The 15,448-nt window shown below is 43.9% G+C and carries 12 protein-coding genes; 3 read left to right on the top strand and 9 right to left on the bottom strand.

The window, feature by feature from the left end:
* Nucleotides 1-541 precede the first annotated feature (541 nt).
* The 3 genes from H8Z82_RS14380 to H8Z82_RS14370 form a co-directional block, all read right to left on the bottom strand.
* Nucleotides 542-808, bottom strand: coding sequence for an acylphosphatase (locus H8Z82_RS14380; RefSeq protein WP_026076856.1), 267 nt, complete (start codon nucleotides 806-808; stop codon nucleotides 542-544).
* Nucleotides 809-855: 47 nt separating this feature from the next.
* A complete protein-coding gene (locus H8Z82_RS14375; RefSeq protein WP_456298242.1) occupies nucleotides 856-2,685 on the bottom strand; it encodes an amylosucrase in 1,830 nt (609 codons plus the stop codon).
* Nucleotides 2,686-2,812: 127 nt separating this feature from the next.
* Complete coding sequence (locus H8Z82_RS14370) at nucleotides 2,813-3,853, bottom strand: LacI family DNA-binding transcriptional regulator (RefSeq protein ID WP_279289729.1); 1,041 nt, start codon at nucleotides 3,851-3,853, stop codon at nucleotides 2,813-2,815.
* 503 nt (nucleotides 3,854-4,356) lie between these two features.
* Between H8Z82_RS14370 and H8Z82_RS14365 the strand changes: the two genes are divergently transcribed.
* Genes H8Z82_RS14365 through H8Z82_RS14355 form a run of 3 tightly spaced genes read left to right on the top strand, consistent with a single transcriptional unit; the run spans nucleotide 4,357 to nucleotide 7,404 of the window.
* The gene (locus H8Z82_RS14365; RefSeq protein WP_186995483.1) at nucleotides 4,357-5,520 is read left to right on the top strand and encodes a DUF4317 domain-containing protein; all 1,164 of its coding nucleotides are present in this window, start codon (nucleotides 4,357-4,359) and stop codon (nucleotides 5,518-5,520) included.
* On the top strand, nucleotides 5,513-6,313 hold the full coding sequence (locus H8Z82_RS14360) for an HAD family hydrolase (RefSeq protein WP_186995482.1): 801 nt from the start codon (nucleotides 5,513-5,515) through the stop codon (nucleotides 6,311-6,313). Before H8Z82_RS14365 ends, H8Z82_RS14360 begins: the two co-directional genes overlap by 8 nt.
* 26 nt (nucleotides 6,314-6,339) lie before the next feature.
* Entirely contained in the window at nucleotides 6,340-7,404 is a 1,065-nt protein-coding gene (locus H8Z82_RS14355) for a GGDEF domain-containing protein (RefSeq protein ID WP_186995481.1), read from the top strand.
* An 81-nt stretch (nucleotides 7,405-7,485) separates the two neighbouring features.
* Here H8Z82_RS14355 and H8Z82_RS14350 read toward each other — a convergent pair whose 3' ends face one another.
* The 6 genes from H8Z82_RS14350 to H8Z82_RS14325 form a co-directional block, all read right to left on the bottom strand.
* Entirely contained in the window at nucleotides 7,486-8,703 is a 1,218-nt protein-coding gene (locus H8Z82_RS14350) for a peptidylprolyl isomerase (protein ID WP_186995480.1), read from the bottom strand.
* A gap of 160 nt (nucleotides 8,704-8,863) precedes the next feature.
* Nucleotides 8,864-12,190 carry a transcription-repair coupling factor gene (mfd, locus tag H8Z82_RS14345; RefSeq protein WP_186995479.1) on the bottom strand — a complete coding sequence of 1,109 codons (3,327 nt, stop codon included), beginning with the start codon at nucleotides 12,188-12,190 and terminating at the stop codon, nucleotides 8,864-8,866.
* Between the two features lie 19 nt (nucleotides 12,191-12,209).
* Complete coding sequence (gene pth, locus H8Z82_RS14340) at nucleotides 12,210-12,785, bottom strand: aminoacyl-tRNA hydrolase (RefSeq protein WP_019160431.1); 576 nt, start codon at nucleotides 12,783-12,785, stop codon at nucleotides 12,210-12,212.
* A 9-nt stretch (nucleotides 12,786-12,794) separates the two neighbouring features.
* Nucleotides 12,795-13,745 (bottom strand): TIGR03943 family putative permease subunit, encoded by a 951-nt coding sequence (locus H8Z82_RS14335; RefSeq protein WP_173744166.1) that lies wholly within the window; start codon nucleotides 13,743-13,745, stop codon nucleotides 12,795-12,797.
* A 38-nt stretch (nucleotides 13,746-13,783) separates the two neighbouring features.
* On the bottom strand, nucleotides 13,784-15,013 hold the full coding sequence (locus tag H8Z82_RS14330; protein ID WP_186995478.1) for a GTP-binding protein: 1,230 nt from the start codon (nucleotides 15,011-15,013) through the stop codon (nucleotides 13,784-13,786).
* Between the two features lie 188 nt (nucleotides 15,014-15,201).
* Entirely contained in the window at nucleotides 15,202-15,435 is a 234-nt protein-coding gene (locus tag H8Z82_RS14325) for a hypothetical protein (protein WP_019160428.1), read from the bottom strand.
* Nucleotides 15,436-15,448: the final 13 nt, after the last annotated feature.

The following is a 15,448-nucleotide window of genomic DNA, read 5'->3' as shown; positions in this document are numbered from 1 at the left end:
CCAGATACATAACTGTCAGCTCTGTTCAAGCGACTTGATTACTTTAACACAAAGGTTTTAAGTTGTCAAGCACTTTTTTTAATTTCTTTTTTCTTTCAGAAATCTATTTAAATTGTCCCCATCTGAGAAACAATTATTTCCGACAGCTCAACTAATATAACACTCCTATCCCCCACTGTCAACCCCCTTTTTTACTTTTTTTATTTTTTTTATCATTCCCAGTCACTATTCTTCTTTCCACCACCCCAAAACACTACGCCCCTCTCCCCATACCAGCCACCACTCCACAAACCCTCCAGCCGTCAGCCGCCACCAGCCCCGAAAGGACAGCGGGTGGGGAGGCTCGTGTAGGGAGCGTAGCAACTCTTGGGCCCGGGAGATCAGCGTTGCGAACAAATGGCCGCACTGTCTGAGCGAAGCGAGTTTGCGCCATTTGCGAGCGCCTTTAGCTGATCTCCCGGGCCTTAGAGTTCCTAGCTCCCGAAACCAGTCTCCCCACCCGCTGTCCTTTCGGGGCGTCCGGCCTCCGGCGCACCCCCCTCTACTTCACATAAAACCCGCTTTCCACCTCCACCTCCATTTCCTTCATCTCAACATCTTCAATCCAGATAAACCTCTGCTCCCTCAACATCTGCACCATTTTATCCAGACTCTCTTCCGTACCCTGAGCTTCCATCTCCACACGTTCATCCCAGTTATTCCGTACCCATCCGGTAATCCCTAGAGAGCCGGCAATATAATACGCCCTATAACGAAAACCAACTCCCTGCACTCTCCCGGAAAACCAATAATGCCTCCTGATCATCATACCCGCAACACCAAATCCCTTCTATGTAATGTAATGAGAGAAATACTTTACTGTTTTTTCAGCCAGTAAAAACCATAAGCCGGAACATTTACCCCTGCCGCTTCCATGACCTTGCCTGATACCAGATCTCTGTACATACCATCCCGCTCATTAATCCATGCGGTCTTATCATACTCACTGAAATTAAACAACCCATATATCTTATCGCCATCATAATAGCGTCCAATGCACAAAATACTGTTATCCCAGGTTTCTACTGTCCAGGTATCCGCATTTGTCATAAATGCCTTTTCCGTTTTGCGGATTTTTTCCAGCTTATCCAGCTGTCTGAAAACCTGTCCTTCCACAGTTCTGGGGCTATCACATTTTGCTGCACGTTCCCAACGCATGGCGCCTCTGTGGATATACCTGGAATCCGGAGCCTTGTCCGGATCCTTTTTGTAGGAATAATCATTTACCTGCCCAATTTCATCTCCGCTGTAAAGAACAGGAATTCCCGATTGCATGAACATATAAGCATGAAGCATCACATCCAGCTGGATTGCCTTCTTCATCCCTGCCCTGTCATGCTCAAAGCCAGCCTTTTCAATTCCGCACATAGACGCTGTTGTTCCACAGAATCTGGCATCTCCGGTAACCGGGTCCTCATTATAGAGCACTCCACGACTGTTGCTGTTTCCGGCATAACCCTGAAAATAATCATTCAGATACTTCTTATGGGAACGTTCTTCTATTCCTTCCTGCTGAAGAGTTGCATAATCCAGGCCCCAGCCAATATCATCATGGCATCGCAGATAATTGAGAAATACATAATCCTTTGGAAGTCCATTGACAATATCCAACTGTTTTTTCAAAAGGCTCACATCCCTGGTAGCAACTGTATGCCAGGTTGTTGCCATTGTTGTTACATTATAAAGCATATGACACTCTGGCTTTTCCACAGTTCCGAAATAAGGCACCACCTTTTCCGGCTCCATCACTACTTCTCCCAGAAGAAGGATGCCTGGGCATACAATCTCACTGATCAGTCTCATCATACGCACAATCGTATGTACCTGGGGCAGATTACGGCAGGAAGTATTCAGTTCCTTCCAGATATAAGGAACTGCATCAATACGGATAATATCAATTCCTTTATTTGCAAGGAAAAGGAAATTATACATCATTTCATTGAATACCCGGGGATTTTTGTAATTCAGATCCCACTGATAAGGATAAAACGTAGTCATTACATAATGGCCGATTTCCGGAATCCAGGTGAAATTTCCAGGCGCAGTGGTAGGAAATACCTGTGGCACTGTTTTCTCATAGAGAGAAGGAATATAGGGATTGTCAAAGAAAAAGTACCTGCTCATATACTCTCCCTCTCCCTGGCGGGCTTTTTTTGCCCATTCATGATCCTCAGAGGTATGGTTCATAACAAAATCCATACACACACTGATCCCCTTTTTATGGCAGGCGCCTGTCAGCTCTTCCAGATCCTCCATGGTGCCCAGGTTCTCCTGTACCTTGCGGAAATCTGCCACTGCATAGCCACCATCCGAGCGGCCTTTCACAGTCTCCAGGAATGGCATAAGATGAATATAATTTACATTGTTTTTTTCCAGATAATCCAGTTTGCTTTCAACACCTTTCATATTTCCGGCAAAATTATCAATGTAAAACATCATTCCCAGCATGTCATTTTTCTTATACCACTGGGGATCTTTTTCTCTTTCCTGATCAAGTTCCTTCAGTGCTTCTGCACGGTTCTGATAGAATCTCTTCATCTGGTCACATAATTCTGCAAACATCGAATCATTCCCATAAAGCTCCATATACAGCCAGCGCAGCTCCTCTATTTTTTTCTCCAACCTGACGTCATACAGACTTTCCATACCTGTGTTTTTTTTCATTCTTTCCCTTTTAATTGCCATATGTGGCCTCCTATCTACTTTATATATGTACATTCCCTTCTCAGTAACATTTCCAAAATTCATTCCTGATTTCCTGCACAACGGAATTTTAGTTTGTAACTCTCCTTGTGGAGCTGCGCCTTACAATCTGATATGGAAAGTAACTCCATTTATTCTCGCATGCTTCTTCCTTTTCCTCAAAAAGAGCCTTATAAAAAACCTCTCCCTGATCAAGCATTCTTACTGTTGTCAACGGAGGATCATAGATATCAGAAATAGAGTCATCAAATCCTGCCACAGAAATATCATCCGGTACCTTTAATTTATGGGCTTTCAGACACCGGATCACGCCTACGGCAATAATATCAGAACCTGTCACCACTGCTGTCGGAAGTTCCAGACTGTTTTCATAGATCTGATTCATCCCTTTTTCTCCGGACTCTGTAGAAAACTCACCCTGATATATGTCCGAATCCTGTACCTGCAGATCAGCTTCTCTCATTCCATCCAGAAAACCTCTTAGTCTCAGTGTTCCATTTGTATAATCCTCAGAGCTTCCGCCAACATATGCAATATGTTTATGTCCTTCGCTGATCAGAAACCGGGTCATGTCTTTCGCTGCATGATAGCTATCTACTGTAACAGCCGGAAACTCACATCTCATATCTTCTGATGGTCCCTGATTTCCCAGCACAACCGGACATTGAAATCTCCCAAGTCTTTCCAAGATTTCCTCATTAAGATGAACTCCCTGAAAAATCAATCCGTCAATATTTCGTTCCAGCATATTATCCATCAGAAGAAGAGCCTTATCCTGGTCAAAATCGTAATCGCAGACAATCATCACTTTATCGTGCTTCATACATACGTCACTGATCTGCTTCAGATGAAGGGCTGTGATCGGATTTCGTACATCTGCTTCCAGAACAGCTACCAGTCCGGTGTTTCTGGTAACCAGACTGCGGGCTGCAGCATTGGGACGGAAATGAAATTTCTCAATACTGGCCATAACCCGCCCCTTTAATTCAGGACTTACAGATTTAGAGCCATTCACAACACGAGATACCGTAGATACAGATACCCCTGCATCAGCTGCTATATCCTTAATTGTTACATCCATTTTCTTCCTTATCCTTTCTGTCTTGGTCAAGCAGATATTCGCAATCCGCTTCGCTATTTGCCCATAACCAAATAACTGCTTATTGCTCTTCGCAATTGAAGCGGGGGGACTTACTTAATTCGGTTAAAACAGGTTCATATGGTAACGTTTTCCCACGCAATCATCCGTTTTTTCAACATTTATAAAACTTTTCAAGGGGATTTTTCCGTATGCAAGAAAACGTTTTCCCGCCTATTTCCAATATAACATCGTACCTGAAATTTTTCAACTATTTTATTTTTTATTTTCTTTTCCGTTTTAGTAATTATACGTTGCAATTTTTGTGTTTTGTTTATGTTTTGTTATACTTCTTCCTTGCCCCAAAGTTAAATCTGTTCTATAATAAATGTTATGATGTTAGGGACAAAAGGCATTTTGCCCCTAACTTGATATCTACGAATTGCTCCGCTGCAAAGCAGCTCCCGCAATTCTCAAACATTCAAAATCCGCTGATTATACATTACAATCAAACAACAAATGAGGTATCTCCTTTTATGAATAAAAAAGAAATTTCCGAAATTAAGAAACAGTTTACTCCGGAAAACTGTTCTATCACCCGTATCTGCGGCTGTTACGTAGATGGGGAAAAAAACAAGAAGACCGAATTAAAAGAAGCCTTTCTTTCTCTCTCTGAGGAGGAAATGTTTAAATATTTTGAGATTTTCCGCAAATCTCTATCCGGTACAGTGGGTAAAAATCTTATGAACATGGAATTCCCTCTGGACCAGGAGGCTGAGGGAGGCACCCAGCATTTTCTTATGAAACTGCGAAGCAGCAAGCTGACTGACGATGAGCTTGTTGAAAGCTTCTATGACCGGATTATTGAAAACTATGATTATCCGGAAAACTACTATATTATATTGATCCACGGAGTCTACGATATTCCCGGCAAATCCTCTGATGGTGCAGAGATGTTCGATGCATCTGATGAGATTTATGATCACATTATGTGCTGTATCTGTCCTGTAAAGCTTTCCAAAGCAGGACTCTGTTATAACGCTGAGACCAACAGCATTCAGGACCGTATCCGTGACTGGATCGTAGAAATGCCTGAAGTAGCTTTCCTTTTCCCACAGTTTAATGACCGCAGCACGGATATCCACGGTGTTCTTTATTATAGCAAGAATACCAATGAGCTTCGGGATATCTTTATTGACGAACTGTTGGGATGCACCGCCCCTCTTTCTGCCGGCGGACAAAAGGACTCCTTTAATGCTCTGGTAGAAGAAACCCTGGGAGATGACTGCAACTATGATACAGTTATGAATATTCACGAAAAGCTGAATGAACTGATCGAATCCCAGAAGGATGAGCCTGAACCTGTAGTCCTTACCAAATCTGAAGTCAAACGACTTTTTGAAGACTGCGGTGTAGAGGATGAGAAGCTCCAGTCCTTTGATGAACAATATGAAATCAATGCCGGAGAAAAATCCTCTCTGGTAGCCTCAAACATCACCAACACCCGACGTTTTGAGATCAAAACACCTGATGTGGTAGTACATGTAGATCCTGAACGGGCCGCACTTGTGGAAACAAAGCTTATTGACGGTGTAAAATGTCTGGTCATCCCTATGGAAGGTGACGTAGAGCTCAATGGCATCCGTATACACACCGGAGAGAAATCTATCTCAGATGAGGAGGATTCTCTGGATGAATAAAGATCAAAAACTTTTATTTTTTGACATCGACGGCACGCTGCTCACCGCTTATCCCTGGACAATCCCAGACAGTACACAGCAGGCATTAAAGGCTGCCCGTAAAAATGGTCATCTGCTTTTCATTAATTCCGGGCGTACCTACACGATGCTTCCGGATATGATCCGGGAAATGAATTTTGACGGATATGTATGTGGCTGCGGAAGCCAGATCTATCTCCACGACAAACTTCTGCTTTCCAGCTCTATTCCAAACCCGTTATGCAGAGAAATTGTGGAAAGGCTTCGACAGTGCGGACTTCCCGCCTGCTTTGAACAGCCGGACAAAATTTTGTATGACAGCTCTTCCTATGATTTGCCGGATGCTATACAGAATCTGAAAAAGGTAGCTGTTACAGAGGACATTTCTCTGTACACTGCCCAGGAATATGAGAACTTCACATTTGACAAATTTCTGGTATTTCCTACTGCAGAATCTGACCGCCAGGAGTTCCGCAAATTTGCAGACCTACATTTCACCTGTTTTGTTCATGAAGATGCAGCCTGGGAATTGGCCCAGAAAAACTACAGCAAAGCTACAGGCATTCAGTTTCTCACCGATCACCTTGGGGCTTCCATTGAGAATACCTATGCCTTCGGTGACAGCACCAATGATCTTCCTATGCTTAAATATGCCAAAACTAGCATTGCAATGGGGAACTCAGACCCCCTGATCCTGCCTTACTGCACCTATCAGACCACTCCTATAGAAGAGGACGGAATTGCAAATGCTTTAAAACATTTTCATCTTATATAATATAAATTTTCAGTAAAGGATTTTGTATGAACACAAAAAAACCTCAGGAGAATCTGCCAGAATCAACCCCTGTCTACTATTCCCTGATTCTGACCAGATCCTACAATATTTATATCGCCTATTTTGCTATCTTTATTATCTGCCTGGTGCAAATGGGATATGTCAGGAACTGTATCCCCGTATTATTTTGGATAGCAGCCTCCTGTATAGCCAGGAAAAAAGTTAACACCATTCCTATCCGATGGAATCTTCTGTTTTATGTATGCATTTCCGTAGGATGGATCACTTACTTCATTTACTGCTATGGATGGAATTGTGGTGGAATCAATTTCATGATGCCGTTATTGCTGGTTTCCATGTTTTCCATCTATGACCGGCTGTTCAATAAAATTGTTTTTACCATTTTCCTGTTTTTCCTGCGAATGGCTTTATTTTTCAACTGTCAGCTCAATGCCCCTGTATATTCTCTGAATAATGAACAAATGCTGATCTTGCAGATTGTAAACACTGTACTTTCCTTTATTATTATGGTATTAGTCTGCATTACTTTCAGTTCTAATCTTCAAAAAGCAGAGAAACACCTTTTTCTCTACAACATGGAATTGCAGCAGCAGGCAGCCACAGATCCTCTTACCACATTGTATAACCGCAGACGTATGGAGGATATCCTGAAAAATCATATTGCAGCAAATCCAACCGAAAATTTCAGTATTGCTATCGGAGATATTGATTTTTTCAAAAAGGTAAACGATACCTATGGTCATAACTGCGGAGACCAGGTCCTCACTGATCTGGCAAAGCTTTTCAAGGAAAAAACCCTGGGACTGGGACATGTGTGCAGATGGGGCGGTGAAGAATTTCTCTTTTTCTTTCCCGGACTCAATCTGGATGAAGCCAGCGCACTGATGGATAATATCCGATTAGCAGTCTCTGATCTAACGATCGTTTATAAGGATGTCTCCCTTCATGTAACTATGACCTTTGGTCTGGAGGAATACGATTATCACTCCAGTCCTTCAGAAATGGTCAAGCATGCAGATGACAAGCTATATTATGGCAAGACTAACGGCAGGGATACTGTAATTTTCTGATACTGCAAAAGCAAGCCACATAAAAAAACGGCTATATCAATCCTACGGATTGATATAGCCGGCTTTCATTTTATCTCATTTTTATTCTGCTGCTTCTGTTGCTGCAGGTGTCTCTGTTACTTCCTCTTCTGCTGCAGGTGTCTCTGTTGCCTCTTCTTCTGCTGCAGGTGTTTCTGTTGCTTCTTCCTCTGCCTCAGGTGTGGTTGTTGCTTCCTCAGTTACCTCAGGTGTTGGCGTAGGTGTAGGTGCTGTGAAGGTATGCTTATCTGTAATCTTCAGAGTTTTAAGAACCTTCTTGTTCACATCGGTCTTTGCACTGTCCAGCCAATCACTTGTAGTATCGGAATAGTAGGTGCTCTCCTTGGAGTTCTTCAGAGATTCTCTCTTGGATGCGGTTGCATCATCATCATGAACCTTATCCAGTCTTACTACATAATATCCTGTATCTGTCTCAATAATATCAGAAGCAACCTCTCCATCCTTCAGACCACGGAGTACTTTCAGAACCTCATCCGGATATGCGGTAGAACTGTAATCCTCATCCTCGCTATCCTCATCACTCTCTTTGGTTGTAAAATTGCCCTCTACTGCAGAATAACTGTCATCCACGCTCTTAGCAATTTCACTCATATCAGCAGTAGGATCTTCTTTCATCTTGTCCAGAATCTCCTGGGCCTGTTTCTTTTTCTCCTCTTTCTGCTCATCAGTCACATCATCACCACTGGTAGAAATGCTGACATATGTGAAAGAGGACTGATTTGCTTCATCATCAGAAACTGTAATATTGCCCTCCGCAACAATAGGATTATAAATCTTCTTCTGAATGGTAAGAAGTTCTAACAGAGTCTTTACCTGATCCTCGGTAACTCCAAGCTCTTTGATCGTATCCTCTCCATTGGAAGCCATGAACTGTGAAGCTGCATCTGCAATGGCTTTTTCCTCATCCTCTGTCACTTCAACCTTATAGTCAGCTGCCTTTTCCTTAAGGATATACATAGTCTCTACAGACTTCAGGCTGCTCTCCACTGCCTGATCTCCGTAAGTCTTTCCGGAATCCTCATCTGCAGTCTGATCCCAGATATTATTAGCACTTCCCATATAGCTCATATACATGGCAGTTGTTTGCTCCTGCTGCTGACGGGCATAAAGACTTACCACGCCAAGAGGAATCTCAGTTCCGTCTACAGTAGCTACTGTTTTTGTTCCGTCTATTGTTTTGCTTCCGCAGCCTGTAAGCAGTCCCACTGACATAATGCCTGCCAAGGTCACAGCGGCTGTTCTTTTCATCATTTTTTTCATTTCTTCCTCCATATATTCACAGGAATATTATCCTTCCGTCCTGTGCGCTTATCTCAGTATAATCTTTTTTCAGTCTGAGGGCAAGGCAAATTGTAAAATATCTCATACAATTCACACTTTCATCACGATTTTCCCGAAATCCCAGATATCTTTCTTTCTGTTACATCTCCGATCCTTCTGCCATTTTCTCCAGCTCTCCTGCAAACTCTGTAAGCGCCTGGATCAGATGATCTCTGAGATTCAGAATAAACTTAGGTTCCCGGTCATTTTTAAACTGCAGACTCCGCCCATACTTTTGCATCAGCAGAGGAATTCCTGCAGGATTCAGCTTTGCCCTTTCATATAGAGTAATACGCACCTCTTTCCCCAGCTGTTTGATTTCCGTCACATAACCCCTGTGGGCAATGGATTTTAATCTGGCTACAGCCAACAGATTCAGCACAGCCTTTCCCGGCTCTCCGAACCGGTCCAGAAGTTCTTCCAACATATCATCATAATCCTGCTGATTTTCAATTCCCGCAATCCGTTTATAAATATCCAGCTTCTGAAACTCATTTCCAATATAAGTATCCGGAATATAAGCATCTACATTCAGGTCAATGGATGTGTCAAAATCTTCCATTGTATGGATTCCTTTGGCTTCTTTTACCGCTTCACTGAGCATCTTACAATACAGATCATATCCGACTGCATTCATATGCCCATGCTGCTGGGCTCCCAGAAGATTTCCTGCACCACGAAGCTCCAGATCCCTCATGGCAATCTTGAAGCCGCTTCCCAGATCTGTGTATTCACGGATTGCAGCCAGTCTCTTCTCTGCAGTCTCCTTCAGCATCATATTCTTTCGGTACATCAAAAATGCGTAAGCCGTGCGGTTGGACCGTCCGATTCTGCCTCGCAGCTGATAAAGCTGGGAAAGTCCATATCTGTCCGAATCATGGATGATCATGGTATTAACATTGGAAATATCCAGTCCTGTCTCAATGATGGTAGTGGAAACCAGCACATCAATATCTCCATTTACAAAACCGTACATAACGTTTTCCAGTTCCCGCTCGCTCATCTGCCCGTGGGCAAAATCCACTCTTGCCTCAGGCACCAGCTTTGCAATACGCAATGCCACATCTGCAATATCCGTTACCCGATTATAAACATAATACACCTGCCCGCCTCTGCGAAGCTCCCGGTTAATGGCTTCCCGTACAGTCTCTTCATCATACTCCATTACATAAGTCTGGATAGGCATTCTGTCCATGGGTGGCTCCTCCAGTACGCTCATATCTCTGATCCCGATCAGACTCATATGAAGGGTTCTGGGAATCGGTGTGGCAGTAAGAGTAAGTACATCCACATCTTTTTTCAGCTGCTTTATCCTTTCCTTGTGAGTGACCCCAAAACGCTGCTCCTCATCTACGATCAGAAGACCCAGATTTTTGAATTTCACATCCTTGGACAGGATTCTGTGGGTTCCGATCACCACATCCACCTGTCCTTTTTTCAGATCTTCAATTGCCTTTTTCTGCTGGGCAGGCGTGCGGAAACGGCAGAGCAGCTCCACACGTACCGGAAATTCCTTCATTCGCTGGACAAAAGTATTATAAATCTGCTGAGCCAGAATGGTGGTAGGTGCCAGATATGCCACCTGTCTGCTCTCCTGTACCTCCTTGAAGGCTGCCCGGAGCGCTACCTCTGTTTTTCCATATCCTACATCTCCACAGATTAGCCGGTCCATGATCCTGGTGCTCTCCATATCCCTTTTGGCATCCTCAATGGCAGCAAGCTGATCCTCTGTTTCCTCATAGGGGAACATCTCCTCAAACTCTCTCTGCCACACAGTATCCGGACCACACACATACCCTTCCTTCTCCTGGCGGGCCGCATAGAGCTCCACCAGTTCCTTTGCGATATTTTTCACAGCACCCCGGACCTTGCTTTTTGTCTTATTCCATTCAGAAGTTCCCAGTTTATTCAGTTTAGGAGTATTTGAAGCATCCCCTCCGGAATATTTCTGAAGAGAATCCAGCTGGGTAGCCAGAATATAGAGATTACTTCCTCCCTGATATTCGATCTTGATATAATCTCTGACCACCCGGTCAACCTCAACCTTCTCAATGCCCCGGTAAATACCCAGACCATGTCTTTCATGAACTACAAAATCTCCAATGGAAAGCTCTGCAAAATCCTGAATGCGCTTTCCATTATAATTCTTTTTCTTTTTTCGCTTTTTCTGCTCATGGCCAAAAATATCAGATTCTGTCATGACCACAAACTTGGTCAGGGGATACTCAAATCCCTTTTTCGCATGGCCATAGACCACCATGATCTCTCCCGGCTGAATCTGCCGGTCATAATCCTGACTGTAAAAAGCCGAAAGCTGCTGTTCCTGAAGATCCTTTGCCAGGCGCTCTGCCCTGGTCCTGGAACCGGAAAGAAGCGCAACCCTGTATCCCTGTCTTTTGTACTGTTCCAGATCCTTTGTCAGAAGCTCAAAGCTGCTGTTATAAGAATTTACAGACTTGGCCTCTATATAAAATTTTTCATTGATCTTCCAGCCAGCCTGTCTGGGCTCCAGTGCACAGAGGGCAATACAATTTCGCCTGTTCAGCTCCTTCTGTACCTTTTCAAAAGAACAAAGCCAGTTTTCCGGAAGATTCTCCTCTCCCTTTTCTGCTCTGTGCAGACGGCTCTGGCTATATTCCTCCTCCACAGCCTGTCCTTTTTCCACAAGACGATTTGGTTCATCCAGAAAAACCACAGATTTCTCCGCAGGAAAATAATCCAGAAAAGAAAGCTGGGCCTTCTCCCCCGGATGCTCCACAGCAGGATAAATTGTGATCTCTTCCAGATTTTCCAGAGAACGCTGGCTCTCTGCGTCAAAGCTGCGGATAGAATCAATCTCATCTCCCCACAGCTCAATTCTCCAGGGATTCTCCTCTGTCAGGCAATAAATATCTACAATACCGCCACGAATGGAAAACTGCCCCGGCATTTCTACCTGTCCTACCCTTTCATAGCCCAGCCATACCAGCCTGGCTTTCAGAGCATCTATATTCACCGTGCTGTCGCTGGTAAAATGCAGAAGCTGTTCCCTTATCTGCTCCAGAGATTCCAGAAAATCCATACAGCCATCAATACTGGTAACAACAGCCAGTTCCTTTTCCTCCATAAGCGCACGGACCACCTGCATTCTCTGGCGGATCAACAGATTCCCATGAATATCTGCCTGAAAGAATAGCAGATCCCTGGCAGGATATAAATATATCTTTTTATCGTAAAATCGATAATCTTCATAAATCTCCCTGGCACGCCGCTCATCCTCTGCCAGGATCAGACGAAATGGCGCCAGTTGACAAAGGCCATATATTAAATGAGCCTTCTGGGATTCCAGACACCCGGAAACCTGAAGGACTCCTTTATTTTTTTTGCCTTTTTCACAAATTTGTTCAAACTCTGCAAGCCCCTGCAGAGGTGTCAAAAAAGCTTTCATGCCTAATCTCCCGAAACAGTCATAAATTTGCCTTTTTATTGAATTCATTCATGGCAGCATCCGGTCCCTGGGAAATCATGATATCCACAGCCTTCCCTGCTCTTGCAATGGCTTCATCCACAATTTTTCTGTCTTCTGTGGAAAACCTTCCCAGAACATAATCTGCCAGATCCCAGCCCTTGGGCTTGGCACCTACTCCCACCTTGATCCGCAGGAATTTCTCTGTGCCAAGCTGACGGATAATATCCTTGATCCCGTTATGCCCGCCTGCACTTCCCTGCTTGCGGATCCTGAGCTGTCCCGGATCCAGGTCAATATCATCATAGATTACGATCAGCTCTGTCTCCGGGTCGATCTTGAAATAATTCACCATATCCCTGACCGGACCACCACTTAAATTCATAAAGGACAACGGCTTCATAAGGATCACCTTCTCACCGCCGATCACGGTCTTTCCATACATGGCATTGAATTTCACGCCACCCTGGGGAACCTTATATTCCTCCACCAGATAATCTATTGTATCAAAACCCATATTATGGCGGGTAGCCTCATACTGCCGCCCCGGGTTTCCCAAACCAACTACTAAGTACATATTTTCTCCCTAGTTAAAATATACCATTTCTTCTTTTAAAGGTTCACATTCCTTTACATCTGACGCATAAAGAACTATGCCCTCTCCCTGATATTCTGTACGATTTTCAAAAGCAACCTTCGCAGTTACCTCCACCCAGCTTCCTTCCTTGATATGAGGAGCATAATCACTTCTGCAGATATATCCCAGGAAAGTGGTATCATCCGCACAGCAGGTCATAGCCACACGTCCAGGAACAAAAAATTTGCTTCCCATTCCACGTGGCTTCATCACACGTCCCTTAAAACGTACGATTTTTCCCACATAGGTATCCGGATTATCCATGGCATCTACAAACCAGATTCCATAATCCTCAGGGGGTATCTCCACAATAGGCGCATTGATGTCAAAGGGCAGCTCATCCTGGAAAATATCCTCCATTTCCCCTTCTTCATCCTCAAAAATAACCTCTGCACTCTGATTGGCAACCTTGATTCCCCTTCTGTATGCAGGCAGAGGATCTCCCTCTTTACAGCGGTTAAAAATAACCATGTCTGTATTTCTGACCATATCCATAAACAGAGATTTCATATTTGCCATGTACACCTGGTAGGTAGTGGCATCTACACAGGTGATCTCCTGTTCAATCCCCCAGCCTTCCGGCAGTTCCATCTGTTCAAATTTGCTCACAAGCCACATTCCATTGTATTCTATAACCACACGGTCCGGCTGATGGATAATATCCATAGCAGCCAGACGCTGAGGTGTAAGGTCATCCTCTTCCTCAATCACCTCAACTACTGTGTTTGCAAGCTTCAGTTTTTCCTTGTCATATTCCTCTTCTCCCTCTTCACAGAGGATCAACAGAGTTTTTCCATCAATGGAAAAATACTCCTGCTGCAATGTAAAATCCAGGAAAGTGGTCTTTCCGCTTTCCAGAAAACCGGTAATGAGATAAATGGGAACCTTGATATCTTCCATAATATTATTTCCTTTAACCTTTTATTTTTACAACATCATTAAGCAAGTTTAAATAATTCAGCCAGCTTATCCTCTTTTAATTTGGAACCGATCACACAGAGACGTCCTGTATATTCCGGTGCACCCTCACGAATTTCTGTTTCCTCAGGAACCATATCAAAATAGATCCAGGTTCCGTCCTCAGCAGGAAGCATTCCTTTGGCACGGAGGATAATACCGTAATCCCCGGATTCAGACAGCGCATCCAGCATTTCTTTTAATTCATTCTGGCTGTATTTACGGATTGTCTCACGTCCCCAGCTTGTAAAGACCTCATCTGCATGATGATGGTGATGATCATGACCGCAGCCGCATTCATGGTCATGGTCATGATGATGGTGCTCATGCTCCTCATGATCATGGCCGCAGCCGCACTCGTGGTCATGGTCGTGATGATGGTGCTCATGCTCCTCATGATCATGGCCACAGCCGCACTCGTGGTCGTGGTCGTGATGATGGTGCTCATGCTCCTCATGGTCATGATCGTGATGATGATGCTCATGCTCCTCATGATCGTGGCCGCAGCCGCACTCATGGTCATGATGGTGGTGATGGTCATGCTCCTCATGATTGTGCACATGTCCACATTCCGGGCAAACCTCTTCCTCCATCATCTCATCTGCCAGAGATACCGGTTTCTCCATAACCTCAAGAATCTTCTTACCATCCAGTTTTTCGATCGGAGTGGTAATGATGGCAGCCTTTCCATTGATCTCACGAAGAAGCTCCATTGCCTGCTGCGCTTTTTTCTCATCTACAATATCCGTACGGCTCATAATAACCGCTCCCGCATATTCCACCTGATTATTAAAGAACTCGCCGAAGTTTCTCATATACATCTTGCATTTCTTTGCATCTACCACAGTGGTATAGCTGTTCAGTACAATATCCACATCTCCCTGGACACCCTGTACTGCTTTGATCACATCTGATAATTTACCTACACCGGATGGCTCGATCAGAATTCTGTCCGGATGATATTTCTCAACAACCTCCTTCAGAGAAGTTCCGAAATCACCAACCAGAGAGCAGCAGATACATCCGGAATTCATTTCACGGATCTGGATTCCCGCCTCTTTCAGGAAACCTCCGTCAATACCGATCTCGCCAAATTCATTTTCAATCAGTACCACCTGCTCATCTGCAAATGCTTCTTTCAGAAGTTTTTTGATCAATGTAGTTTTGCCGGCTCCAAGGAAACCGGAAATAATATCAATTTTTGTAGCCATGATTCATTTTTCTCCTTTTCTTTCTGATTACTGTTTCTTGTACCTTAACGCACTTTGACCAGGAAGCAGTCTGCCCCCTGGTTTTCAGCCGTATATGTATACTGTCAGTTACAGTTCCAAAGCTTTTTTACACACTTTGTTCTTTAAAGAAAGGGGCATGATATCATGCCCCTTGGTATATTCTATGATCAGCCGTTGATCATGAAGCTCATTAATTTATCAATGTCCTCTTTCTCATATGCAACGATCTCAAGTTCCGGAATCTCTCCGCCTGAGAAAATGTTTGCCAGAGATACATACTGGGATAATTTGGATTTCAGGTTCAGTCTGTCGCCTTCGCCTGTTACTAATTCCACCTTGCCATCACAACTGTCTACTACTTCAAAAAATTTATCAATGTCTTTAATATTAGATACCTTCATGTTTTTTCTCCTT

The sequence above is a fragment of the Blautia difficilis genome, from assembly GCF_014297245.1.
GTDB classification, from domain to species: Bacteria; Bacillota; Clostridia; order Lachnospirales; family Lachnospiraceae; genus Blautia_A; species Blautia_A difficilis.
The sequence above is the reverse complement of the archived record's forward strand: the minus strand, read 5'-3'. Positions and strand labels throughout refer to the sequence as shown.

Coding starts and splice junctions, on each gene's coding strand:
- H8Z82_RS14335 (WP_173744166.1), bottom strand. CDS start 13,745: ATGGAAGATATCAAGGTTCCCATTTATCTCATTACCGGTTTTCTGGAA.
- H8Z82_RS14325 (WP_019160428.1), bottom strand. CDS start 15,435: ATGAAGGTATCTAATATTAAAGACATTGATAAATTTTTTGAAGTAGTA.
- H8Z82_RS14355 (WP_186995481.1), top strand. CDS start 6,340: ATGAACACAAAAAAACCTCAGGAGAATCTGCCAGAATCAACCCCTGTC.
- H8Z82_RS14375 (WP_456298242.1), bottom strand. CDS start 2,685: ATGGAAAGTCTGTATGACGTCAGGTTGGAGAAAAAAATAGAGGAGCTG.
- H8Z82_RS14330 (WP_186995478.1), bottom strand. CDS start 15,013: ATGGCTACAAAAATTGATATTATTTCCGGTTTCCTTGGAGCCGGCAAA.
- H8Z82_RS14360 (WP_186995482.1), top strand. CDS start 5,513: ATGAATAAAGATCAAAAACTTTTATTTTTTGACATCGACGGCACGCTG.
- H8Z82_RS14365 (WP_186995483.1), top strand. CDS start 4,357: ATGAATAAAAAAGAAATTTCCGAAATTAAGAAACAGTTTACTCCGGAA.
- H8Z82_RS14380 (WP_026076856.1), bottom strand. CDS start 808: ATGATGATCAGGAGGCATTATTGGTTTTCCGGGAGAGTGCAGGGAGTT.
- pth (WP_019160431.1), bottom strand. CDS start 12,785: ATGTACTTAGTAGTTGGTTTGGGAAACCCGGGGCGGCAGTATGAGGCT.
- mfd (WP_186995479.1), bottom strand. CDS start 12,190: ATGAAAGCTTTTTTGACACCTCTGCAGGGGCTTGCAGAGTTTGAACAA.
- H8Z82_RS14350 (WP_186995480.1), bottom strand. CDS start 8,703: ATGAAAAAAATGATGAAAAGAACAGCCGCTGTGACCTTGGCAGGCATT.